This is a genomic window from Methyloversatilis discipulorum, assembly GCF_000527135.1.
Taxonomy (GTDB): domain Bacteria; phylum Pseudomonadota; class Gammaproteobacteria; order Burkholderiales; family Rhodocyclaceae; genus Methyloversatilis; species Methyloversatilis discipulorum.
On record NZ_AZUP01000001.1, the window covers coordinates 3,322,728 to 3,344,063 of the forward strand.

Annotated in this window: 20 protein-coding genes; 13 read left to right on the forward strand and 7 right to left on the reverse strand. The window is 67.1% G+C overall.

The window, feature by feature from the left end:
* Nucleotides 1-113: 113 nt before the first annotated feature.
* Nucleotides 114-935: a formate/nitrite transporter family protein gene (locus METFAM1_RS0115535; RefSeq protein ID WP_019916319.1), complete on the forward strand. Its 822-nt coding sequence runs from the start codon at nucleotides 114-116 to the stop codon at nucleotides 933-935.
* Between the two features lie 80 nt (nucleotides 936-1,015).
* On the opposite strand, the gene METFAM1_RS0115540 is transcribed toward METFAM1_RS0115535, so the two are convergent.
* The 3 genes from METFAM1_RS0115540 to fabI are packed head-to-tail and all read right to left on the reverse strand — an operon-like array spanning nucleotide 1,016 to nucleotide 4,455.
* The gene (locus METFAM1_RS0115540; protein WP_019916320.1) at nucleotides 1,016-2,200 is read right to left on the reverse strand and encodes an acetate/propionate family kinase; all 1,185 of its coding nucleotides are present in this window, start codon (nucleotides 2,198-2,200) and stop codon (nucleotides 1,016-1,018) included.
* A 14-nt stretch (nucleotides 2,201-2,214) separates the two neighbouring features.
* Complete coding sequence (locus METFAM1_RS0115545) at nucleotides 2,215-3,657, reverse strand: bifunctional enoyl-CoA hydratase/phosphate acetyltransferase (RefSeq protein WP_019916321.1); 1,443 nt, start codon at nucleotides 3,655-3,657, stop codon at nucleotides 2,215-2,217.
* Between the two features lie 24 nt (nucleotides 3,658-3,681).
* Entirely contained in the window at nucleotides 3,682-4,455 is a 774-nt protein-coding gene (gene fabI, locus METFAM1_RS0115550; RefSeq protein WP_019916322.1) for an enoyl-ACP reductase FabI, read from the reverse strand.
* Between the two features lie 442 nt (nucleotides 4,456-4,897).
* Between fabI and METFAM1_RS0115555 the strand changes: the two genes are divergently transcribed.
* The 8 genes from METFAM1_RS0115555 (at nucleotide 4,898) to METFAM1_RS0115590 (ending at nucleotide 13,495) form a co-directional block, all read left to right on the forward strand.
* A complete protein-coding gene (locus METFAM1_RS0115555) occupies nucleotides 4,898-5,152 on the forward strand; it encodes a DUF4212 domain-containing protein (protein WP_019916323.1) in 255 nt (84 codons plus the stop codon).
* Between the two features lie 4 nt (nucleotides 5,153-5,156).
* The gene (locus METFAM1_RS0115560; protein ID WP_019916324.1) at nucleotides 5,157-6,962 is read left to right on the forward strand and encodes a sodium:solute symporter family protein; all 1,806 of its coding nucleotides are present in this window, start codon (nucleotides 5,157-5,159) and stop codon (nucleotides 6,960-6,962) included.
* Nucleotides 6,963-7,108: 146 nt separating this feature from the next.
* Nucleotides 7,109-7,462: a hypothetical protein gene (locus tag METFAM1_RS0115565; RefSeq protein ID WP_019916325.1), complete on the forward strand. Its 354-nt coding sequence runs from the start codon at nucleotides 7,109-7,111 to the stop codon at nucleotides 7,460-7,462.
* Between the two features lie 11 nt (nucleotides 7,463-7,473).
* The gene (locus tag METFAM1_RS0115570) at nucleotides 7,474-7,671 is read left to right on the forward strand and encodes a hypothetical protein (protein WP_019916326.1); all 198 of its coding nucleotides are present in this window, start codon (nucleotides 7,474-7,476) and stop codon (nucleotides 7,669-7,671) included.
* A gap of 2 nt (nucleotides 7,672-7,673) precedes the next feature.
* The gene (locus tag METFAM1_RS0115575) at nucleotides 7,674-10,472 is read left to right on the forward strand and encodes a sensor histidine kinase (protein ID WP_019916327.1); all 2,799 of its coding nucleotides are present in this window, start codon (nucleotides 7,674-7,676) and stop codon (nucleotides 10,470-10,472) included.
* Nucleotides 10,469-10,834 carry a response regulator transcription factor gene (locus tag METFAM1_RS0115580; RefSeq protein WP_019916328.1) on the forward strand — a complete coding sequence of 122 codons (366 nt, stop codon included), beginning with the start codon at nucleotides 10,469-10,471 and terminating at the stop codon, nucleotides 10,832-10,834. The genes METFAM1_RS0115575 and METFAM1_RS0115580 overlap by 4 nt, the downstream gene beginning before the upstream one ends.
* Complete coding sequence (locus METFAM1_RS0115585) at nucleotides 10,831-13,008, forward strand: 3'-5' exonuclease (protein ID WP_019916329.1); 2,178 nt, start codon at nucleotides 10,831-10,833, stop codon at nucleotides 13,006-13,008. Before METFAM1_RS0115580 ends, METFAM1_RS0115585 begins: the two co-directional genes overlap by 4 nt.
* Before the next feature lie 28 nt (nucleotides 13,009-13,036).
* On the forward strand, nucleotides 13,037-13,495 hold the full coding sequence (locus METFAM1_RS0115590) for a GNAT family N-acetyltransferase (RefSeq protein ID WP_019916330.1): 459 nt from the start codon (nucleotides 13,037-13,039) through the stop codon (nucleotides 13,493-13,495).
* 3 nt (nucleotides 13,496-13,498) lie between these two features.
* On the opposite strand, the gene METFAM1_RS0115595 is transcribed toward METFAM1_RS0115590, so the two are convergent.
* Both METFAM1_RS0115595 and METFAM1_RS0115600 read right to left on the reverse strand, forming a co-directional pair.
* Complete coding sequence (locus tag METFAM1_RS0115595) at nucleotides 13,499-15,334, reverse strand: putative nucleotidyltransferase substrate binding domain-containing protein (protein WP_019916332.1); 1,836 nt, start codon at nucleotides 15,332-15,334, stop codon at nucleotides 13,499-13,501.
* 97 nt (nucleotides 15,335-15,431) lie between these two features.
* Nucleotides 15,432-16,205, reverse strand: a complete 774-nt coding sequence (locus tag METFAM1_RS0115600) for an MOSC domain-containing protein (protein ID WP_019916334.1) — start codon at nucleotides 16,203-16,205, stop codon at nucleotides 15,432-15,434.
* Between the two features lie 158 nt (nucleotides 16,206-16,363).
* Between METFAM1_RS0115600 and METFAM1_RS0115605 the strand changes: the two genes are divergently transcribed.
* The 4 genes from METFAM1_RS0115605 (at nucleotide 16,364) to METFAM1_RS0115620 (ending at nucleotide 18,046) form a co-directional block, all read left to right on the forward strand.
* Complete coding sequence (locus METFAM1_RS0115605) at nucleotides 16,364-16,798, forward strand: YciI family protein (RefSeq protein WP_019916335.1); 435 nt, start codon at nucleotides 16,364-16,366, stop codon at nucleotides 16,796-16,798.
* A gap of 68 nt (nucleotides 16,799-16,866) precedes the next feature.
* The gene (locus METFAM1_RS0115610; RefSeq protein WP_019916336.1) at nucleotides 16,867-17,190 is read left to right on the forward strand and encodes an ArsR/SmtB family transcription factor; all 324 of its coding nucleotides are present in this window, start codon (nucleotides 16,867-16,869) and stop codon (nucleotides 17,188-17,190) included.
* The gene (locus METFAM1_RS0115615) at nucleotides 17,187-17,621 is read left to right on the forward strand and encodes a YeeE/YedE family protein (protein WP_019916337.1); all 435 of its coding nucleotides are present in this window, start codon (nucleotides 17,187-17,189) and stop codon (nucleotides 17,619-17,621) included. The genes METFAM1_RS0115610 and METFAM1_RS0115615 overlap by 4 nt, the downstream gene beginning before the upstream one ends.
* A 2-nt stretch (nucleotides 17,622-17,623) precedes the next feature.
* The gene (locus tag METFAM1_RS0115620; RefSeq protein WP_019916338.1) at nucleotides 17,624-18,046 is read left to right on the forward strand and encodes a DUF6691 family protein; all 423 of its coding nucleotides are present in this window, start codon (nucleotides 17,624-17,626) and stop codon (nucleotides 18,044-18,046) included.
* Here METFAM1_RS0115620 and METFAM1_RS0115625 read toward each other — a convergent pair.
* Both METFAM1_RS0115625 and METFAM1_RS0115630 read right to left on the reverse strand, forming a co-directional pair.
* Nucleotides 18,021-19,247 carry an NAD(P)H-dependent flavin oxidoreductase gene (locus METFAM1_RS0115625; RefSeq protein ID WP_019916339.1) on the reverse strand — a complete coding sequence of 409 codons (1,227 nt, stop codon included), beginning with the start codon at nucleotides 19,245-19,247 and terminating at the stop codon, nucleotides 18,021-18,023. The genes METFAM1_RS0115620 and METFAM1_RS0115625 overlap by 26 nt on opposite strands.
* A gap of 379 nt (nucleotides 19,248-19,626) precedes the next feature.
* A complete protein-coding gene (locus tag METFAM1_RS0115630; RefSeq protein ID WP_024300755.1) occupies nucleotides 19,627-21,204 on the reverse strand; it encodes a choice-of-anchor I family protein in 1,578 nt (525 codons plus the stop codon).
* Nucleotides 21,205-21,336: the final 132 nt, after the last annotated feature.

The window sequence follows — 21,336 nt, forward strand, 5'->3', positions numbered from 1 at the left end:
CGGGCTGTCCACGACTGCCGGCTCTACCGGCAGCAAGGACCACATCCTACACTGTCGGCTGCCCGCAGGAGACGGGTCAGAACGCACAGAGAACAACAGAGAGGAGCATCCGCATGGCCAGCAATCTGGGTATCGATCTGTACTCGCCGAAGGAGATCGCGGAAAAGGTCGAGAACATCGGCGTCGTCAAGGCCAATCTGCCGCTGCGCACGATGGCCATGCTGGGCATCCTGGCCGGCGCCTTCATCAGCTTCGGCGCGCTCTATTTCACGCTGGTCGCCAGCGACGCCTCGCTCGGCTTCGCGCTGACCCGGCTGCTCGGCGGCCTGGCTTTCTCGCTCGGCCTGATACTGGTGGCGGTGGCTGGCGCCGAACTGTTCACCGGCAACAATTTCCTGGTCATGGCCTGGGCCGAGGGGCGCATTCCGTTCAGCCTGCTGGCGCGCAACTGGGCCATCGTCTACGTGACGAACGCGGTCGGTGCGCTGGGCATGGTGGCGCTGGTGATGCTGTCGCACCACACCGACATGAATGGCGGCGCGGTGGCCGAAGCCTATGTGAAGGTGGCGGCCGGCAAGACCGGCAGTTCCTTCACCACCGTGTTCATGAAGGGCGTCCTGTGCAACGCGCTGGTCTGCCTCGCCGTGTGGCTCGCTACCGCAGGGCGCAGCGTGACCGACAAGGTGCTGGCCATCGTCTTTCCGGTGTCGGCCTTCGTTGCCGCCGGTTTCGAGCACTGCATCGCCAATATGTATTTCATCCCGATGGGCATGCTGCTGCATGCCGGCGGCGTTGCGCCGGCGGGTGTCGACCTGTCCGGCCTCACCGTGGATGGCATGCTGTCCAACCTGCTAGCCGCCACGCTGGGCAACATCGTCGGCGGCAGCATCCTGGTGGCCGGCGTCTATTACGTCACCTTCCGCCAGCGCGGCTGAGCGCCCCCAGACCTGCCGCTTCGCGTCAGGCCCCCCGAGGGGGGCAAGAAAACTCGGGAGCGGCCCAGCGTTTTCTTGAGTCAGCGCGCCGCGATCAGGGCCGCAGCCGCCTGTGCGGCGACGCGGCCTTCGTCGGTCGGCACGACCCACACTTCGATGCCGCCGTCGCCGGTGTCGATGCGCCTTACCGCGTCGCCGGTGGCCGCGGCGTTGCGTCCGTCATCCACGCGTACGCCCATCCACGCGAGCGCGGCGCACACGTCGGCGCGCAGCGTCGCGTCGTGTTCGCCGATGCCGCCGCTGAAGGCGATCAGGTCGAGGCCGCCAATGCAGGCGGCCATCGCGCCCGCTTCCCGCACGATGCGGTAGGTGAACAGCTCGACCGCCTCGCGCGAAGCCGTGCCGCCGTCGGCGCGCAGCCGGCGCATGTCGGCCGACAGGCCGGACACGCCGAGCAGGCCGCTCTGCCGGTACAGCAGTGACTGCAGCCGGTCGTGGTCCCAGCCCTGTTCCATCAGATAGAGCAGCACGCCGGCATCGAGCGCGCCGCTGCGTGTGCCCATCATCAGACCGTCCAGTGCAGAGAAGCCCATGGTCGTGGCCTGGCTGCGGCCGCCGACGGCGGCGCACAGACTGGCACCGTTGCCGAGGTGGGCCATCAGCACGCGGCCGCTTGCGCGTGGCGAGTGCCGCTGCAGCGTGCCCATGATGTACTGGTAGGACAGGCCGTGAAAGCCGTAGCGGCGCACGCCGTCGTCGTGCAGTGCGCGCGGCAGCGCGAAGCGGCTGGCCACCTCGGGCAGGTCGGCGTGGAAGGCGGTATCGAAGCAGGCGATCTGCGGCAGCGTCGGGAAGGCCTCACGGAAAGCGCGGATGCCGGCGACATTGTGCGGCTGGTGCAGCGGCGCCAGCGAATCGAGCCGGCTCAGCCGGGCCAGGATGTCGTCGGTGACGACGACGCTGTCGCGGAAATCGCGCCCGCCATGAACCACACGGTGCGACACCGCTTCGATCGCCGGGAGGCCGGCTTCGCCGTCCAGCAGCTCGCGCAGCCCGGCCAGCGCGGCGGTGAAGGGCGCGTCGCTGGCCTCAAGCGAACGCCGGTCGCGCTGACCGTTCAGCGTCCAGCCCATGTCCGGCGTGCCGCCAGGCTCCAGACCCTGGATGCTGCCGGTGAGCAGGCTGGCCTGCACCTCGCCGTCGCGCAGCGGGTGGATGGAGAACTTCAGCGTGGACGAGCCGGCGTTGACCGACAGTATGGCCATCGTGCTTGCCTCGCTCAGTGTTGCGACCACGCTTCGCGCGGATGGTCGCGACGCGCGTTGTGGGCGGCGAGCAGCGCCAGCAGTGCTGAGGCGACGCGGGTCATCGGCCCGTCGGCGCGGCTGGTCAGCGCGATCGGCACGCGGGCGCCGAGCACCAGGCCCGAGCCGCTGGCGCCGCCGAGGTATTCCAGCTGCTTGGCCAGCATGTTGCCGCTCTCCAGATCCGGCACCGCGAGGATGTCGGCATCACCGGCGACCGGCGACTGGATGTGCTTCACCTGCGCCGCGCGCGCGGAGATGGCGTTGTCGAAAGCCAGCGGACCGTCGAGCAGACCGCCAGTGATCTGGCCGCGGTCGGCCATCTTGCACAGCGCGGCGGCGTCCAGCGTCGACGGGATGTTCGGATTGACTGTTTCGACCGCCGACAGCACGGCCACCTTGGGCTGCTTCACGCCGAGGATGCGCGCGAAGTCGATCGCGTTCTGCACGATGTCGACCTTCTCGATCAGCGACGGCCGGATGTTCAGTGCGGCGTCGGTGATCAGCAGCGGCTTGCTGTACAGCGGCACATCGAAGCGGAACACATGCGACATGCGGCGACCGGTGCGCAGCGCCGGGCGCGACAGCACGGCGTGGATCATTTCGTCGGTGTGCAGGCTGCCCTTCATCAGGATGTCGACCTCGCCCGCCGCCGCCATGTCGGCGGCCTTGTCGGCGGCCGCGTGGCTGTGCGGCACGCCAACGATCTCGGCGGCATTGAGGTCGATGCCTGCTTCGGCCGCGATGTGGCGGATGCGCGCCTCCGGCCCGATCAGTACCGGAATGATCAGGCCGTGGCGGGCGGAGTCCATCGCGCCGCTCAGCGACTCGACGTCACAGGGATGCACCACGCCGCAGCGCACCGGCGGAATGCCGTCGCCGAGCGCCAGCAGTTCGCGGAAGCGCGCTTCCGGATCGAAAAGCCGGATCTGCGGTGCGCGCACATGCTCCAGCCGAACCTTCTGCGTCGGCGCCAGCACGCGGGCGGTGCCATGCAGCACACGGTCACCCTTCTGATTAACCACCTGGCAGTCAAGCTCGACCCGCTTCTTTGCGTCGTCCTTGCTGATCACGGTGGCGGTCACCGCCAGCGTGTCGCCGATGCGCACCGGCTTGGTGAAATGCAGCACCTGTTCGAGGTAGATGGTGCCGGGGCCGGGGAACTGCGTGCCGAGCAGCGCCGAAATCAGCGCGCCGCCCCACATGCCGTGCGCGATCACGCCGTGGAACAGCGTTTCCTCGGCGTATTCCGGATTCATGTGGGCCGGGTTGGTGTCGCCGGACACCGCGGCGAAGGCCTGGATGTCGGCCAGCGTCAGCGTGCGCAGCAGGCGCGCGCTCTGGCCTATCGTCAGTTCGTCGTAGGTGATGTTCTCGATCCACTCGGGTTGCGGCGTGTCGTGCTGTGCGGTGTCCATGCGGAAGCCCTGTCGGATGGCGGTTCAGTCGACGGCGTGATAGCCGGCATCGACGTAGAGAGTCTGCCCGGTCATGCCGGAGGCGGCGTCCGAACACAGGAAGGTGGTCAGCCCGGCGATTTCTTCCAGCGTGACCAGGCGGCCGAGCGGCGACTTGCGCACGGCGCTGTCCATCAGTTCGTCGAAGTCGGCGATGCCCGAGGCGGCGCGCGTCAGGATCGGGCCGGGCGACACCGCATGCACGCGGATACCGGCCGGGCCGAGTTCCATCGCCATGTAGCGCACCATGGATTCCAGCGCGGCCTTGACCGGCCCCATCAGGCCGTAGTTCGGCACCGCCTCGTCGGCGCCGAGATAGGACATCGTGACCAGGCTGCCGCCAGCGCCCATGTGCGGTGCGCACAGGCGGGCCAGGGCGGCGAAGCTGTGGCAGGAAATATCCATCGCCCGCGCGAAGCCGGCGCTCGAACTGTCGATCACGCGGCCGTGCAGGTCCTGCAGCGGCGCCCAGGCGATCGAGTGGATGACGAAATCGAGGCGACCGAGGTGGTCGATCGTGGCGGCGACCAATGCTTCCAGGTCACCGTCCTTCTCCACGTCGCAGGTAAAGAGCGGCGACGCGATCCGGTCGGCCAACGGCGCAACGTAGTGCGCCGCCTTGTCATTGAGGCAGGACAGCACCAGATCGGCGCCCTGGGCGTGCGCCGCCTGGGCGCAGCCCCAGGCAATGCTGCGATCGTTGGCGAGACCGACGACGAGGCCTTTCTTGCCGTAGAGCGGAGGGATGTATGCGGTCATGGCCTTGCCGGAAGCACTTCGGGTGAACGGGAAACCTTACGCGACCAATCTTACGGCGTTCCTGTTGCACTGCACATGACTTCGGACAAGTGCGCGCGCGGTCGTTCCGTCGGCACGCCGGACATCTTCGCGGCCGCAAGGTCGCCGTCGCCTCGTCGCATCGATAACAGCGGCCTGCCTGAGGGGAAGAGGGCTGCCTTGATGACGTGCGTATTCCGCGGCGTATTCGAGGGGTGGCGCGGAACCCAGCGCCGACGCGGCTCGCAGGTTGCGGTGCACAAAAAATAAGCGGCTGCGGGCGGTGCATTTATAAGCTTGCCGTAAGGTTCGCTCCCTAGCATCCGCCACGCTGCACTCAAGGCGCCCGGGCGCGGGGCTGCCGGACACCATCCGGCAGGCTGGATAAACCGGGTTGTTCATAAACACAGGAGGAGGAGTACCCATGGACAGTAACAGCCAAGGCTACTGGAAAGCCACGCTGGGACTGCTGACCAGGATCCTGATCATCTGGTTCGCAGTCTCGTTCGGCGCAGGCATCCTGTTCGCTGACGCACTCAACGGCATCCACCTGGGCGGCTACCCGCTCGGCTTCTGGTTCGCCCAACAGGGTTCGATCTACATCTTCATCGCGCTGATTTTCTACTACGCGAAAAAGATGGGTGACATCGACCGCCAGTTCGACGTTCACGAGGATTGATCACATGGACCTTCAAACAACCATCTACATCGTTGTCGGTCTGAGCTTCGCGCTCTACATCGGCATCGCCATCTGGGCGCGTGCCGGTTCGACCAGCGAGTTCTACGCCGCCGGCGGCAGCGTGCATCCGATCACCAACGGCATGGCAACCGCCGCCGACTGGATGTCGGCTGCGTCCTTCATCTCGATGGCCGGCCTGATCGCCAACATGGGTTACGGCGGCGGCCTCTTCCTGATGGGCTGGACCGGCGGATACGTGCTGCTGGCCATGCTGCTGGCGCCGTACCTGCGCAAGTTCGGCAAGTTCACGGTGCCGCAGTTCATCGGCGACCGCTTCTACTCGAAGTCGGCCTCGACCGTGGCCGTGATCTGCCTGTTGACCGCCTCGACCACCTACATCATCGGTCAGATGACCGGCGTCGGTGTGGCGTTCTCGCGCTTCCTGAACGTGTCCAGCGACACCGGTATCTACGTTGGCCAGGCCATCGTGTTCCTGTACGCGGTGTTCGGCGGCATGAAGGGCATCACCTACACCCAGGTGGCGCAGTACATCGTGCTCATCCTGGCCTACACCATCCCGGCAATCTTCATCTCGCTGCAGTTCACCGGCAACCCGCTCCCGCAACTGGGTCTGGGCAGCACGCTGAGCGGCACCGACGTGTCGCTGCTGGCCAAGCTCGACCAGGTGGTGACCGAACTGGGCTTCGGCCAATACACGACGACCACAGCGGGCTCGACGCTCAACATGTTCGTCTACACCCTGTCGCTGATGATCGGTACCGCCGGTCTGCCGCACGTGATCATGCGCTTCTTCACCGTTCCGACGGTCAAGGACGCACGCTCGTCGGCCGGCTGGGCGCTGGTGTTCATCGCCATCCTCTACACGACCGCTCCGGCCGTTGCCGCGATGGCCAAGATGAACCTGCACGGCACGGTCAATACCGCGGTGAAGACCAATGGCGACCTGTACGCCGTCGAGTCCAGCATCAAGAACGAGGACCGTCCGGACTGGATGAAGCGCTGGGAAAAGACCGGTCTTCTGAAGTGGGAAGACAAGAACGGCGACGGCCGCATCCAGTACTACGACGACAAGACCAAGAGCGACCAGGCGAAGGCCAAGGCCGAAGCCGCCGGCTGGAAGGGCAACGAGCTGACGGTGAACGCCGACATCATCGTGCTGGCCAATCCGGAAATCGCGCTGCTGCCGAACTGGGTGATCGCGCTGGTGGCTGCCGGTGGTCTGGCTGCCGCACTGTCGACCGCTGCCGGTCTGCTGATGGCGATTTCGTCCGCCGTGTCGCATGACCTGGTCAAGGGCGTGTTCAATCCCAACATCAGTGAGAAGGGCGAACTGCTGGCGGGCAAGATCGCCATGGCGGTGGCCATCGTGATTTCGGGCTATCTCGGTCTGAATCCGCCGGGCTTCGCGGCAGGTACCGTGGCGCTGGCCTTCGGTATCGCGGCATCGTCGCTGTTCCCGGCCATCATGATGGGCATCTTCTCGAAGAAGATGAACAAGGAAGGCGCCATCGCCGGCATGCTGGCGGGTCTCGCGGTCACGCTGTTCTATGTGTTCGCGCACAAGGGCATCTTCTTCATCAAGGGCACGGACTTCGTCGACATGATCGGTGGCGCGAATGCCTTCTTCGGCATCACGCCGGAAGCCTTCGGTGCGGTCGGTGCGCTGGTGAACTTCATCGTCGCCTTCCTGGTCGACAAGGTGACCAAGGAGCCGCCGGAGCACATCCAGCACATGGTCGAATCCGTGCGCATCCCGCGCGGTTCGAAGGTGGTGGACGGCGCTCACTGAGTTCCGACCACTCGCAGCACAAACCGGCGCGGCGCCGCCGCGCCGGTGGTTTAATGAGAGGCCCTGCCAGCCGTTCTGGCGGGGCCTTTTCACTGATACACCCGTCGTGCCGTTGCGCGCGGCAGAGGCGGGGGAGGAGACACAGCATGGTGTTCGACATCGGCGTCGCAATGACGTGGATACTTTTTCTCGCGCTGTTCCCGATCGCTTTCTTCTGGCTGCGCCGCTGCTGGCGCATCCTGGTCAAGCGGGATTTTTCAGAGGTCGCGCTCAAGCGCGGCGAACCGCCGCCCGACGCAGCCCGCTGGGCGCCCTATGAGCTGACGATCAACGGCATCGGCGGCATCGTCATCCTGTTCGTCATCGGCGGCGTCGTCACCGGCACGCTGAGCTATGAACAGTGGAGCGCCATCGCTGGCACGACCATCTGGTGCAAGTTCTTCACGAGTTTCGCACTGGGCCGGCACGCACACATGAACGGCACCAAAAAGGCGGTCTGAGCCGCTCTGCCATGAACACGCCGATCCGTTCGCAGCGACTGATCGGGCTGTTCGCCGCGGCCCTGCTGCTGTTCAACTTCCCGCTGCTGGCACTGTGGGACCGGCACGCGCTGCTGTTCGGCCTGCCGCTGTTCCCGACCGCGCTGTTCCTGGTGTGGGGTGCGCTGATCGCGCTGCTCGCGCTGGTGATCGAGCGCACGGAGCGCTAGCCGTGCTGTCTGCGCCGCTGCTGGTCGGTGCGTCCTTCGCCTACCTGCTGCTGCTGTTCGCGGTCGCCTGGTACGGCGACCACCGCGCGCAACAGGGGCGCTCGGTCATCGACAACGCTTGGGTGTATGCCGCCTCGATGGCGGTCTATTGCACCGCGTGGACCTATTTCGGCAGCGTCGGCCGCGCGTCGACCTCAGGCGTGTGGTTCCTGCCCATCTATCTCGGCCCGACGCTGGCGATGATTCTGGCCTGGATGGTGGTGCGCAAGATGATCCGCATCGCGCGCAGCTACCGCATCACGTCGATCGCCGACTTCGTTGCCAGTCGCTACGGCAAGAGCCCGACGTTGGCCGGACTGGTGACGCTGATCACCGTGGTCGGCATCGTTCCGTATATCGCGCTGCAGCTGAAGGCCATCGCAAGCGGCTACGCGGTGATGACCACGGTGCCGGGCGAGGCGGTCGGCAGCCCGTCCGACTGGTGGCGCGACAGCACGCTCTACGTCGCGCTCGCGCTGGCCGGTTTCACCATGGTGTTCGGTACCCGCCACCTCGACACCACCGAACGTCACGAGGGCATGGTGGCGGCCATTGCCTTCGAATCGGTGGTGAAGCTGATCGCCTTCATCGCCGTCGGCAGCTTCGTCTGCTGGTCGCTGTTCGACGGCCCGGCCGACCTGTTCGGGCGCGCACTCGACAACCCGGACCTCGCGCCGCTGCTCGGTCTGGAGCAGCAGGGCCGCCCCTTCGCCTACGAACAGTGGTTCGCGCTGACCGTGCTGTCGATGCTGTCGGTCGTGTTCCTGCCGCGCCAGTTCCAGGTGATGGTGGTCGAGAATGTGAACGAGCGCCACCTGCGCCGCGCCGTGTGGGTATTCCCGCTCTACCTGCTGCTGATCAATGTGTTCGTGCTGCCGATCGCGCTCGGCGGCCTGCTGCACTTCGGCGCCGGCAACATGAATGCGGAGAGCTTCGTGCTGTCGCTGCCGCTCGACCGCGGCTGGCACGCGCTCGCACTGTTCGCCTTCATCGGCGGGCTGTCGGCGGCGACCGGCATGGTCATCGTCGAAACCACCGCGGTGTCGACCATGGTGTGCAACGACCTGGTGATGCCGCTGCTGCTGCGCACCCGTCGCTTCGGCGCCCGCGCCGCCGGTGACCTCACCGGCATCCTGCTCGGCATCCGGCGCGCAGCCATCGTCGGCGTCATGCTGCTCGGCTACATCTACTTCCACGTCGCCGGCGAGGCCTACGCACTGGTGAGCATCGGCCTGATCAGCTTCGCCGCGGTGGCGCAGTTCGCGCCGGCCGCGCTCGGTGGCATGTACTGGAAGGGCGGCACTCGCGGCGGCGCGCTCGCCGGGCTGACCGCCGGTTTCGCGCTGTGGGCATGGACGCTGATGCTGCCGTCCATCGCCAAGTCCGGCTGGATGGATGCAGGGTTCATCGCGCACGGTCCGTGGGACATCGAGCTGCTGAAGCCGGAACAGCTGTTCGGCCTGGCCGGCCTCGACAACCTGACGCATTCGCTGTTCTGGAGCCTTCTCGCCAATATCGGCGCCTATGTCGGCGTGTCGCTGTGGCGCACGCCGTCGGCGGCGGAAACCAGCCAGGCGCTGCTGTTCGTCGATGTGTTCGAACGGACCGAAGGCAGCCGGCCGGTGTTCTGGCGCGGGCGCGCGCAGGTGGCCGACCTGTTGCCGCTGGTCGCGCGCTTTCTTGGTGCGGCGCGCGCGCAGAAGCTGTTCGAGGACTACGCCGCCGCCAGCGGCGTGGCCGGCGTGGACGAGATCAAGCCGGATGCGCGCCTCGTGCAGTTCGTCGAAACCCAGCTCGCCGGCGCCATCGGCAGCGCCTCTGCGCGCGTGATGGTCGCGTCGGTGGTGGAGGAAGAGGCGCTGGACCTCGACGACGTGATGCGCATCCTCGACGAAGCGTCGCAGCTTCGCGCGTATTCGCATGCGCTGGAGGAGAAGTCGCAGTCGCTGGAGCGCGCTACCGCCGAACTGCGCGCCGCCAACGAGCAGCTGAAGAGCCTGGACCGGTTGAAGGACGACTTCATGTCCTCGGTCACGCACGAACTGCGCACGCCGCTGACCTCGATCCGCGCACTGTCCGAACTGATGGTGGACGACCCGCAGATGGACACCGCGCAGCGCCAGCACTTCCTCGGCATCGTGGTGGCCGAGACCGAGCGCCTGAGCCGTCTGGTGAACCAGGTGCTGGACATGGCCAAGATCGAATCCGGCCACGCCGAATGGCATACCGCCGACGTCGATCTGCGGGCGCTGGTGGTGAAGGCGATCGAAACGACGCACGAGGTGTTCCGCGAGCGCGGCGCCGAAGTGACGCTGGAGGCACCAGCCGCCGTGGCGACGCTGCGGGCCGACCCCGATCGACTCACCCAGGTGTTGCTGAACCTGCTGTCCAACGCCGCCAAGTTCGTGCCGCGCGGCAGCGGTCGCATCCACGTGCGCATGCGCAGCGACGAGAGCGGTATCACGGTCGAAGTGCGCGACAACGGTCCGGGTGTGCCGGTGGCCGAGCACGCGCTGGTGTTCGAGAAGTTCCGTCAGGGCGGCGACGGGGTGAACCGGCCGCAGGGCACCGGGCTCGGCCTGCCGATCAGCCGGCAGATCGTCGAGCACTTCGGCGGCAGAATGTGGCTGGAATCTGATGCAGGCCAAGGCGCCTGCTTCGCCTTCCATCTACCGTGGCAGATACAAGAGGGCCCGAAGGCACCCGACAATCCGACCGCAAACCCCGTGCAGGGCGGACAGCAAGGAGGAGCTCCCCAGTGAGCAGCAAGATACTGATTGCCGACGACGAGCCGAACATCCTCGTCTCTCTCGAATTCCTGATGAAGCGCGAAGGCTTCGACGTCAGCGTGGCGCGCGACGGCGTCGAGGCGCTGGCCGCCATCCGCGAACAGCAGCCCGAACTGGTACTGCTCGACGTGATGATGCCCGGCAAGAGCGGCTTCGAAGTGTGTCAGGAAGTGCGCGCCGACGACGCGCTGCGCGGCGTGCGCATCCTGATGCTGACGGCCAAGGGGCGCGACACCGACGTCGCCAAGGGCCTCGCGCTCGGCGCCGACGCCTACATGACCAAACCCTTCTCCACGCGGGAACTGGTGCAGAAGGTGCGCGAGATGCTCGGATGAATCCGAACCGCCGTCCCGACCGCCGCTTCTGGCAGGTGCTGGCGGCGCTGGCCGGCCTGCTGCTGCTGTGGGCGGTGGTGACCTGTCTGCTGCTGCTGTCCACGCTGGACGCCGCCGAACGCGACACCGTGCTGGCCCTGCTCGGCGGGCGCATGCCGCTGGCGCTGATGACGCTGCTGTTCGTGCTGATGCTGGCCGCGGCCGGGCTGAACCAGCTCTACCGCCGCTACATCGTCGCGCCGGCGCGGCTGGTGGACGAGGCGCGCATCGTGCTCGGCACCGATGCCGAACGCACGCTGACGCCGCAGGGCGACGCCGAGAATCGTGCGCTGGCCGACGTCATCGCCGGCTTTGTCGAGCAGCGTGCGCGGCTGCGCGCCGACATCGCCGAACAGGTGCGCGCCGCCAGCCGCAACGTCGAACAGGAACGCAGCCGGCTCGCCGCGCTGATGTCGGAGCTGACGCAGTCGGTCGTCGTGTGCAATCTCGACGGTCGCATCCTGCTCTACAACAACCGCGCGCGGCTGCAGTTCCGTGCGCTGTCCGATGCGCCGCGCCTGGCCGACGGCGCCGAACTGATCGGCCTCGGCCGCTCGATCTACACCGTGTTCGACCGCAAACTGGTGGCCCACGCGCTGGAGAACATCGGCCAGCGCATGCAGCGCGGGGTGGCCAGTCCGTCGGCGCAGTTCGTCACCACCACGCGTGCCGGCCAGCTGCTGCGCGCGCAGATGACGCCGGTGCGCAGCGGCGACGACGGCGACAGTGCGATCAGCGGCTTCGTGCTGATGCTGGACAACATCACGCGCGACTTCGAGGAGGATTCCGTGCGCGACCGCCTGCTGCTCGGGCTGACCGAAGGCAGTCGCGCCTCGCTCGCCAATATGCAGGCGGCGATCGACATGCTGGACTACCCCGACCTAGAGCCGTCCATGCGCGAGCGCTTCCACGGCGTCATCCGCGACGAGGTCGGTGCGATGAGCCAGCGCATCCGCGATCTGGCCGACGAAGCGACGCGCGGTCTGAAGGCGCGCTGGCCGCTGGAGGACATGCTGGGCGCCGATCTGCTGTCGGCGGCAATGCGCCGCATCGAGGCGGTGAAGGGTCCGCGCGTGCAACTGGACGACATCGACACGACGCTGTGGCTCAAGGTCGACAGCTTTTCACTGCTGCAGGCGCTGGCCTGTCTGGCCGAGCGGCTGGCCGACGAGTACGACATCCGCGTCGTCATGCTCAGGCTGGCCGCCGCGCCGCAGGACAACCGCGCCCACCTCGACCTGATCTGGCAGGGTCAGACCATGAGTACCGAAACCGTCATGAGCTGGCAGATGGATGCGATGACGGCCGGCGGCGAGCGCTCGCCGCTGTCGGTGCGCGACGTGGTCGAGCGGCACGGCGGCGAGTTCTGGCTGGAACGCGAACGGGTGCGCCACCGCGCCTTCTTCCGCTTCCTGCTGCCGCTGGCCAGCGAACGCGAACAGCTCGACGTTGCGACCTTCGTGCCGCAGGGCAGCCGGCCCGAGTACTACGACTTCGACCTGTTCCGCGCCACCGAATCGAGCCGCGAACTGGCCGACCGTCCGCTGACCGAACTGGCCTACACCGTGTTCGACACCGAAACCACCGGCCTGAACCCGGGCGAGGGCGACGAAATCATCCAGATCGGCGCCGCCCGCGTGGTGAACGGCAAGCTGCTGCGACAGGAAAGTTTCGAACAGCTGGTGGATCCGCAGCGCGGCATTCCGGCGGCATCGATCCCGATCCACGGCATCACGCCCGACATGGTGGCCGGCCAGCCGACGATAGACCGCGTGCTGCCCGCCTTCCACACCTTCGCCCAGGACACCGTGCTGGTCGCCCACAACGCCGCCTTCGACATGCGTTTCCTGCAGCTGAAGGAGGCGCGCACCGGCGTGCGCTTCGAGCAGCCGGTGCTCGACACGCTGCTGCTGTCGGCGCTGGTGCACCCGAACCAGGAGTCGCACCGGCTTGAGGCCATCGCCGAGCGCTTCAACATCACCGTGATCGGCCGCCACACCGCGCTCGGTGACGCCATCGTCACCGCCGAAGTCTTCCTGAAGCTGATACCGCTGCTCGCCGAGAAGGGCATCCACACGCTGGGGCAGGCGATGGAGGCGGCGCAGGAAACGTATTACGCGCGGATCAAGTACTGATCATTTAAGCGAAGCAGGGACATAGACATTGAACATTAAGATCGTTGAAGCTAGGAAAGAGCATCTTGCGGAAGTACTAGATTGGCTCCGGGCCGAGGAGGAGCGGTTCGGTGAAGGCTTTTACTGTCACCGAGATGTAATCGCCTCATCATTTCAGGATGGGGAAGTCTACTGCGCGCTCAGTGAGGGCGAGGTTGCCGGGTTCGTTGTGCACAACCGAAAACAGATCGGCTCTGCAATAGATCTTCTCGAAGTCAGGCCCGATCTGCGTGGGCGCCGCTTTGGCAAGTTGCTAGCCGACGATGTCACCCAACGGTTGTTTGCGATGGGCGCCGAATTCATTGAGGTCAAGTGCGCTCCACGCAGTTCGGAGGGGTTCTGGCGTACTCGTGGCTTTACGTTGGTCGCAAGTAAATGCAGTTCGTCGTTGGACGCGCCGCTGCTGATCCTTCGTCGCCCCGCGGATAGCGGACCTAACCTCGAGTAACGTTCAGAATCGCCCCGCCTGATAGCGCTGCCCGAGCACGTTCTGCAGTGACTGCACGACGCTGAAGGCGTCCTTCAGCTGGCTGCGTTCGAAGTTCGACAGCTCGTCCGGGCGCAGGAAGTTGTCGGCGTTCAGGCCCGCGGCCAACTGGCGGGCCTGGTGCTGGATGCGCAGCGTGGCGATGAATTCGAGTGCGTCGCGCAGGTCGCGTGCGGCCTGTTCGCTGATTTCGCCGCTGGCGGCGGCGATGGCCAGACGGTCGTGCGTGTTGACCGCGTCGTGGCCGCCGGCCAGCGCATAGACGCGCGCGAGGTCGACCACAGGCACGATGCCGTTGTGCTTGAGGTCCAGCGTGCCCTTGTTGTCGCCGCTGCGTATCGTCGACAGGCTGCGGAACAGACCCAGCGGTGGCGTGTGGCTCAGCGCATTGCCCACCATGTAGGCGAGGAAGATGCGGTTGTCGCGTGTGTGCGCCAGCACGTCGCGGCGCAGTTCGTCGAGCAGCGCGCTCTTGCCGTAGATGGCGCGCAGGTCGAAGAACACGCAGGTGAGCATGAGCGCCTTCGGCTCCGGCTGGTCCACCCATTTGCGGAAGTACTGCATCCAGCGCGCCTTCGGCTGCCGCCACTGGTCGGTCATCGCCATCATTTCGCCCGGGCAGTGGATGTAGCCGCAGGCGTCGAGGCCGTCGCATACCCAGGTGGCGAAGGCCTTGAAGTAGTCGCCGTGCAGTGCCGCGTCGTAGCGGTCGTCGATCACCAGGCAGTTGTCCTGATCCGACTTCGCGGTCTGTTCGCTGCGCGCCTGCGAGCCGGCGGCGACCCACACGTAGTCCACCGGCGCCGGGCCGAATTTCGCCTCGGCCAGCTGCACCAGCCGGCAGGTGATGGCATCGGTCACCGCGGTGATGATGTGGCCGGTGCTGTAGGCGGTGGCGCCGGCGGCGGCGAGGTTCTGCTGCAGCTGGCGCACGCGCGAGGCGGCGGCGGCCAGTCCTTCGACGGTGGTCTGCTTGTAGATGTCGCCGGCCAGATAGACGGCCGAGGTGCTGTGCTGTTCGGTCAGGTCGGTGGCGGTGATCATGCCGGCCACGCGATCACCGTCCACCACCGGCACGTGGTGGATGTTGTGGCGCGCCATCAGCAGCAGCGCGTCGAAGGCGGGCTTGCGCACGTCCATCGTCATCGGTGCGACGGTGGCGATGTCGATCACCGGGCGCTCGATGTCCAGCCCCTGGGCGACGGCGCGGTTGCGCAGGTCGCGGTCGGTCACCAGGCCGTAAAGATGGCCGGCTTCGTCGACGATGAGCACCGAGGACACGCGCTGTTCGCGCATCAGTTGCGCCGCCGCGCGTATGGTGGTGTCCGGTGCCAGCGTGATCGGCGCGCGCTTGACCAGTGCCCGCACCGGTGTTGTCATCAGGTTCAGGTGCGGGTCGCTGCTGCGCGGCGCGGCGCCGGGGCTGCCGCCCGGCACGATGAAGGCGCGCAGCGCCGGGTGGGCGGCGCAGGCGGCGTCGATGTCGGCGGCGGCGAAGCGGGCGACCGTGGCACCGCGGTCGGCGCGCACAGTCCACGGCTCCGGTACGCGGGCGGCGGTGCCGTAACCGAACAGTTCGCCCGGCGCGAGCGCGACGCGCCCACCGTGGTCGGCATCGATCAGGTCGATGTGGCCGTCGAGCAGCAGGTAGAGCGCGTCGGCATCGACCGCCGCCTCGCCGTCGAGGGCGACGACACGGGCAGCAGCGGCCAGCGCGTCGCGGGCGCTGTCGTCCAGCAAGGCAAGGGCGCGCTGCGTCGGCAGTGCGTTACGCAGGCGCATCTCGTAGGAATCGGTCATCGCGTCCGGGGCTCCGCAGGCAGGGCAGATAACGCAAGCATGCCTGCAATCGTCGCCGCCGCCTTGACCGGACGCAAGCCCCGTGGCTCTGGCGCCGCTACGGCACGATCAGCTCCGCACCGGGCGCCAGCGTTCCGCCCGCCACGACCTCCAGATACACGCCGAGGTCGCGGTGCCCGTAGCGCTCCATCATGGTCGCCGGAATGGTCATGTCCCGGATGGCCGTCAGCGGGTTCACGCCGGTGGCGGCGCAGCGCGGCGTGCGCATGACCGCCTTCAGGCGCACGTTGCCGATGGTCAGTTCGCGATCCAGCCAGCCGGCTTCCGCCCAGGGCTCGGCGCCGTCGATATAGAGGTTGGCGCGAAAGCGCATAGGGTCGATGTCCACGCCCCATTCCTCGCTCATCCGGCGCACCGTGGCCAGGTTGATCAGTGATACCGCGTTCATCATGCCGTGCGACAGCACGCTCACGTCGGTGAAGCGGAAGCCCTCGCCTGCGACGAAGGCAGGCGGGCCCTCGAAACGGGCGTCGAGGTGGCGGGCGACGAAGTCGGCGAAGCAGCCGCAGGCATCGCCGTCGTCGAGGTCGATGCGCAGCGTGCGGCCATCCGGCGTGCGCACGGTGAGGCGACGCGCATCGTCGTCGAGGTGAGTGGTGAGGGCGGCCAGCGCCGGGTGGTCCATCAGCGCGATGAAGTCGGTTTTCGGGCGGGGCTGGTAGCTGCCGGCATCGAAGTCCCAGCTGCCGTTGGTGAGCGCGTACAGGCGGTCCAGCGGCATGCCCTCGCCGGCGCGCAGCTCGACGCGCTCGAGCGGTTCGGCGGAAAGGCCCTTTACGGGGTAGCGGTAGAGCTGACGGAGCGTGATCATGGTGGCGCCCGGGGAAGTGAGGAATGAGCGGATGCTCGGCGCGCCGGCCGACGCCGGCAATAAGTCGTTCACCGGATGCGCCGGCGTTGTCGATTCCTGCGCGGCTGCTTCGTCGTCCCGACAGACCCCTCAATCACCCACTTGAAGGAGAGACCGACATGCGATTCATGGTGCTGATCAAGGCCGACGCGAACAGCGAGGCGGGCGTGATGCCGGACGAGGCGCTGCTGACCGAGATGGGCCGCTTCAACGAAGAACTGGTCAAGGCCGGCGTCATGCTGGGCGGCGAAGGGCTGCACCCGAGTTCGCGCGGGGCCCGCGTGCGGTTCTCCGGCACCGCGCGCGAGGTGACCGACGGCCCGTTCGCCGAGACCAAGGAGCTGATCGCCGGCTACTGGGTGTGGCAATGCGCATCGCTGCAGGAGGCCATCGACTGGGTGAAACGCTGTCCCAACCCGATGCCGGGCGAGTCGGAAATCGAGATCCGGCAGATTTTCGAATCCGACGACTTCGGCGATGCGATGACGCCCGAACTGCGCGCGCAGGAGGACCGGCTGCGCGAGCAGATCGAGCGCAACCTGCCCGGCGGCTGAGTACCCCGCGCAGGGTCGACGCTGACGTTCTATTGAAAAACAATATATCAAAGGATATATTGTTAGCCATGGACACACCCACGCTCGACGACCTGCGTATCTCTGCCTCGCGTGCCTGCGCGCTGTTGCGCGTGCTGGCGCACGAAGACCGGCTGGTGCTGCTGTGCCGGCTGGCCGAGCGCGAGCACACGGTGGGCGAGCTGGCGCAGGCGCTGGACATCGTCCAGCCCACGCTGTCGCAGCAGCTGGGCGTGCTGCGCCGCGAAGGGCTGGTCGATACGCGGCGCGACGGCAAGTACATCCACTACCGCATTGCCAGTGACGACGCGCTGGCGGTCATGCAGACCCTGCACGCGCGCTTCTGCGCCCACCCTGACGGAGAAACACGATGAGCATCGCCTGGGACGCCTTCACGCCCTGGAGCTCGCTGGCCGGTGGCGTACTGATCGGCCTGTCGGCCGCCCTGCTGATACTGGGCAGCGGGCGGGTGGCTGGCATAAGCGGCATCGTCGGCGGCCTGCTCAAGCCGGGTGGTCCAGATACGACCTGGCGACTGGCTTTCCTCGGCGGATTGCTGGTCGCGCCCTTGCTGTGGCGCCTGTTCGCCGCATTGCCCGAGGCGCAGCCGGTGGCCGGCGGCGGCATGCTGGTCGTCGCCGGACTGCTGGTCGGCATCGGTACGCGCTACGGTTCGGGCTGTACCAGCGGCCACGGTGTGTGCGGCCTGTCGCGCCTGTCGCCGCGCTCGCTGGTGGCGACGCTGGCTTTCATGGGCGCCGGTTTCGCCACGGTCTACGTCGTTCGCCACCTGCTGGGAGCCTGATCATGCAAGCGCTGATCGCACTCGTCGCCGGGCTGTTGTTCGGCATCGGCCTGCTGATGTCCGGCATGGCCAACCCGACCAAGGTGGTCGGCTTTCTCGACCTGGCCGGCAACTGGGATCCGTCGCTGGCGCTGGTCATGGCCGGGGCGATCGGTGCCGCGTTGCCGGCATTCACGCTGGCAAAGGCGCGCCGGCAGTGCTGGGCCGGCTGCGATGTGGCGCTGCCGACAGCGACGCGCATCGACGCGCCGCTGCTACTGGGCAGCCTCGCATTCGGCGTCGGCTGGGGGCTGGCCGGCTACTGTCCGGGGCCGGCGCTGGTGTCGCTGACGATGGGGTCGATGACGGCGGTGGTGTTCGTGGCCGCGATGATCGCCGGCATGGCGATCCACGCGCTGCTTACGCGGCCGCGGTCGCCGGCGTAAGCAGGTAGTCGAACAGCGCGCGCACGCTGCGGATCTGGTTGCCGAAGGGCAGGGTGCCGCGGCCGCGGAAGAAAAGACCGGTCTTCAGGTCACCCTTCAGCGCGGCCGCCAGCTGGTGGTCGATGCAGAACTGGCCCCATCCGATCAGGCCGTCGCGCAGCCCGCACTGGGCGAGGCAGTCAAAGCTCTTGGCGCAGCGCGACTTGGCGTGTGCCACCGCCTGCGTCCTGTCGATCAGCGACAGGTATTTCTGCAGCCAGGGCGTGCGCACCGCGCGCGCCGGCAGACCGGCCACGCTGGTGAATTCGACCAGATCCTCGTCGCGCGCCTCGGCCAGTACGCGTTTGAAGGCGTCGTCGGCGTCACATTCCTCGGTCACCGCGAACGAGGTGCCGAACTGCACGGCCGAGGCGCCGAGCGCCTGCATGCGTCGGATGTCCTCGTGGGTGCGCAGACCGCCGGCGACGATGACCGGCACCTGTCCGCCGAGACCGGCCTTGTGCAGCACTTCCAGCGTTTCCGGCACCACGCGTTCGAAATCGAAGCGCGGGTCGCTGGTGTCTTCGACCTTGGCGGCGCCGAGGTGGCCGGCCGCCCAGCCCGGATGTTCGAGCACCACGGCGTCCGGTGCGCGCTGCTTGCGCTCCCACTTGCGCACGATGAGTTGCACGCCGCGCGCGTCGGACAGGATGGGGATGAGCGCCGCTTTCGGGTGTTCGCGCGCCAGCTCGGGAAGGTCCAGCGGCAGGCCGGCGCCGACGACGATGGCGTCGATGCCGGCCTGCAGTGCGGTCTTCACATGTTCGGCGTAGGCGCTGACGGCACGCATCACGTTCACCGCCAGCATGCCGCGACCACCCGAAATTTCCTTTGCTGCGGCGATCTCGCGCTGCAGGGCTTCGACGTTGGCGGCGTTGATCTGCTGTTTGGCGTCTTCACCGCGCAGGCCGCGCGTGCGTTCCATCAGGTCCGGGTGATGACGGCGCAGGTCGACCGATGAAATGGTGCCGACGCCGCCGTGCTGGGCCACGGTGCCTGCCAGCCGGTGTGCCGACACGCCGACGCCCATGCCGCCCTGCACGATGGGCAGCAGCGTACGGCCGCCCAGCTTCAACGGCTGCAGGCCGCTGCGGGCGAACTGCTCGGCGTGCGGAGAGGCCGCCGACGTGACGGCGGAAACTTCGGAAGGGGACTGCATCATGGTGTACGGACCGGCGGAGTGTGGGCGACACCATAGCCGCCCGCCGGCGGAGCCGGCTTGAGCAAGGTCAAGCCGGTCACCGGATGACGACGCTCGCGTCGCGGCCGAGACCGCTCCCATCCGTAAAGTGCGCCAGACCCACGGCCCGGGCTCGGGTGAGGGTTCTGTGGGAGGGGTCTTCTGACCCCGACTGCAGCCTGAATCGAAGCCTGCGGATTGCAGCGGCCGCGTCGCGGCCAAGGCCGCTCCCACAGGGATCGCGCCAGATCCGCGGCCAGAGCCGGGGTTTTGTGGGAGGGGTCTTGACCCCGACCGCGGCCTGACTGCGGACTGCAGCGGCCGAGTCGCGGTCGAGGCCGCGACTCGGGGCGCCAGGCGATCAGCGCATGCGGCGCTTCGCGGCGAGGCCGATCATGCCGAGGCCGGCCAGCAGCATGGCGTAGGTTTCGGGTTCCGGCACGGCACTGATCGAGAACATGGACGTGGTGCCCGACACTTCGTTGGCAACGGCGAGGAAGAGCTTGCCGTCGTATTCGAAAGCGCTCAGGCCTTCCGGCGACAGAGAGTCGGCGTCGACGATGAAGTCGAGGAAGGTGGCGGCGGTCGGGTCGGTCACGTCGTAGATCGCGATCACGCTCTGCAGCGAACGTTCGAAGCCGATGAAGGCCAGCGTGCGCTCGCCGACTTCGAGCAGCGTCACGCCTTCCGGTTCGATGCCCTTGTTGTCGCTGCGACCGTCGTCGATCAGCGCCGGGAACTGGGCCAGCAACAGCGCTTCGAGCTGGTTGCCGCTGTCGAACACCAGGTTGCCGTTGTCGTCCAGGATGGAGAAGGAGCGACCGCCGAAGGTGTGGATTTCGTCGTAATCGCCGTCGCCGTCGAGGTCGCCACCTGAGGTGGTGACGGTCAGGCGGCCGAGGTTGGCGTTCTTCTTCAGGTCGACTGCGTCCGGGAAGACGGTCGGATCGAGCACATAGCTGCCGGAACCGACGCGCACTTCCTCGTTGAAGGCGCCATCGACGAAGTCGGCGAGGTTGCGCGAGTCGCCTTCGTTGGCGGTGACGTAATAGGTCTTGCCGCCGCTGCTGTAGGCGGCGATGGCGTCCGGCATGTACAGGCCCTTGACCGGCACCGTGCGGTAGTTGCCGGTCAGTGCCGTATTGCCGGCACCGTCGCGATCCGAGGTGTCGATCGCGTTCTGCGGCAGGCTGAAGTCCTTCAGGCCGAGCGATTTCACCTGGGTGATCGAATTCGTCGTCAGGTCGACCATCGCCACCGCATTCGCCTCCTGCAGCGTCACCATGGCGCTCTTGCCGTCCTTCGCCACCGCGATGTATTCAGGCTCCCAGTCGAGCGAGGGCTTGCTGCCCGGCGTGACGATGCGGCCGAGACCGGTGGTGCCGTCGTAGGCGCTGAAGCCCAGCGTGGTGACGGCATCGCGCGTGGTGTCGATGATGCTGATCGAGCCGCGTGCTTCCTGCGTGGTGGAGGCGGTCAGCGCCAGCGGTTCGCCTTCGTTGGCGGTCATGATGCGACCGTCGGGCGTGAAGGTGACCATGTCCGGCAGGGCGCCGACCGAGTAGCTGTTGAGCATGCTGCGGCTGGTCGTGTCGAAGGTGAGCACGGTGCCGGCGGCGGTCTTGACCGGTGCCGCGATGGCGAAGGCGGCCACGCCGTTACGGACGGCGACGCTGTTCAGCTCACCCCATGCGGTGGTGTCGATGTGCTGCACGAAGCTGCCGGTCGCTGCGCTCAGGATGTCGATGCCTTTCAGGCCCGCCACCCACAGTTCGTTGTTGAGGCTGTCGAAGGCAACGATTTCCGAGGTCTGCCCGGCGACGCTGGTAGCGGCGCCGTGGGTGAAGGTCCACAGCTTTTCCCAGCTGACGGCATCGGCTGCCTGGGCGACCGGAACGAACAGCGCGGCGATGGCCGCGGCGGTGATTTTTCTGACCATGACGAACTCCTGTTGTTGTTGGGCGAAACGCGTCTTGCGGACGCGCAATCACAGCAACAGGATGTTTCGACAAGGTTACGCCGCGATGACATGACACAGTTTTGCAATCGGGCGCCGCCCTGCAGGCAGGGT

Excerpts from the sequence above, each read along its gene's own strand:
- METFAM1_RS0115630 (WP_024300755.1), bottom strand. The coding sequence starts at position 21,204 with ATGGTCAGAAAAATCACCGCCGCGGCCATCGCCGCGCTGTTCGTTCCG.
- METFAM1_RS0115620 (WP_019916338.1), top strand. The coding sequence starts at position 17,624 with ATGCAAGCGCTGATCGCACTCGTCGCCGGGCTGTTGTTCGGCATCGGC.
- METFAM1_RS0115545 (WP_019916321.1), bottom strand. The coding sequence starts at position 3,657 with ATGGACACCGCACAGCACGACACGCCGCAACCCGAGTGGATCGAGAAC.
- METFAM1_RS0115625 (WP_019916339.1), bottom strand. The coding sequence starts at position 19,247 with ATGATGCAGTCCCCTTCCGAAGTTTCCGCCGTCACGTCGGCGGCCTCT.
- METFAM1_RS0115585 (WP_019916329.1), top strand. The coding sequence starts at position 10,831 with ATGAATCCGAACCGCCGTCCCGACCGCCGCTTCTGGCAGGTGCTGGCG.
- METFAM1_RS0115615 (WP_019916337.1), top strand. The coding sequence starts at position 17,187 with ATGAGCATCGCCTGGGACGCCTTCACGCCCTGGAGCTCGCTGGCCGGT.
- METFAM1_RS0115555 (WP_019916323.1), top strand. The coding sequence starts at position 4,898 with ATGGACAGTAACAGCCAAGGCTACTGGAAAGCCACGCTGGGACTGCTG.
- METFAM1_RS0115540 (WP_019916320.1), bottom strand. The coding sequence starts at position 2,200 with ATGGCCATACTGTCGGTCAACGCCGGCTCGTCCACGCTGAAGTTCTCC.
- METFAM1_RS0115565 (WP_019916325.1), top strand. The coding sequence starts at position 7,109 with ATGGTGTTCGACATCGGCGTCGCAATGACGTGGATACTTTTTCTCGCG.
- METFAM1_RS0115535 (WP_019916319.1), top strand. The coding sequence starts at position 114 with ATGGCCAGCAATCTGGGTATCGATCTGTACTCGCCGAAGGAGATCGCG.
- METFAM1_RS0115560 (WP_019916324.1), top strand. The coding sequence starts at position 5,157 with ATGGACCTTCAAACAACCATCTACATCGTTGTCGGTCTGAGCTTCGCG.
- METFAM1_RS0115595 (WP_019916332.1), bottom strand. The coding sequence starts at position 15,334 with ATGACCGATTCCTACGAGATGCGCCTGCGTAACGCACTGCCGACGCAG.
- METFAM1_RS0115605 (WP_019916335.1), top strand. The coding sequence starts at position 16,364 with ATGCGATTCATGGTGCTGATCAAGGCCGACGCGAACAGCGAGGCGGGC.
- METFAM1_RS0115600 (WP_019916334.1), bottom strand. The coding sequence starts at position 16,205 with ATGATCACGCTCCGTCAGCTCTACCGCTACCCCGTAAAGGGCCTTTCC.
- METFAM1_RS0115610 (WP_019916336.1), top strand. The coding sequence starts at position 16,867 with ATGGACACACCCACGCTCGACGACCTGCGTATCTCTGCCTCGCGTGCC.
- fabI (WP_019916322.1), bottom strand. The coding sequence starts at position 4,455 with ATGACCGCATACATCCCTCCGCTCTACGGCAAGAAAGGCCTCGTCGTC.
- METFAM1_RS0115570 (WP_019916326.1), top strand. The coding sequence starts at position 7,474 with ATGAACACGCCGATCCGTTCGCAGCGACTGATCGGGCTGTTCGCCGCG.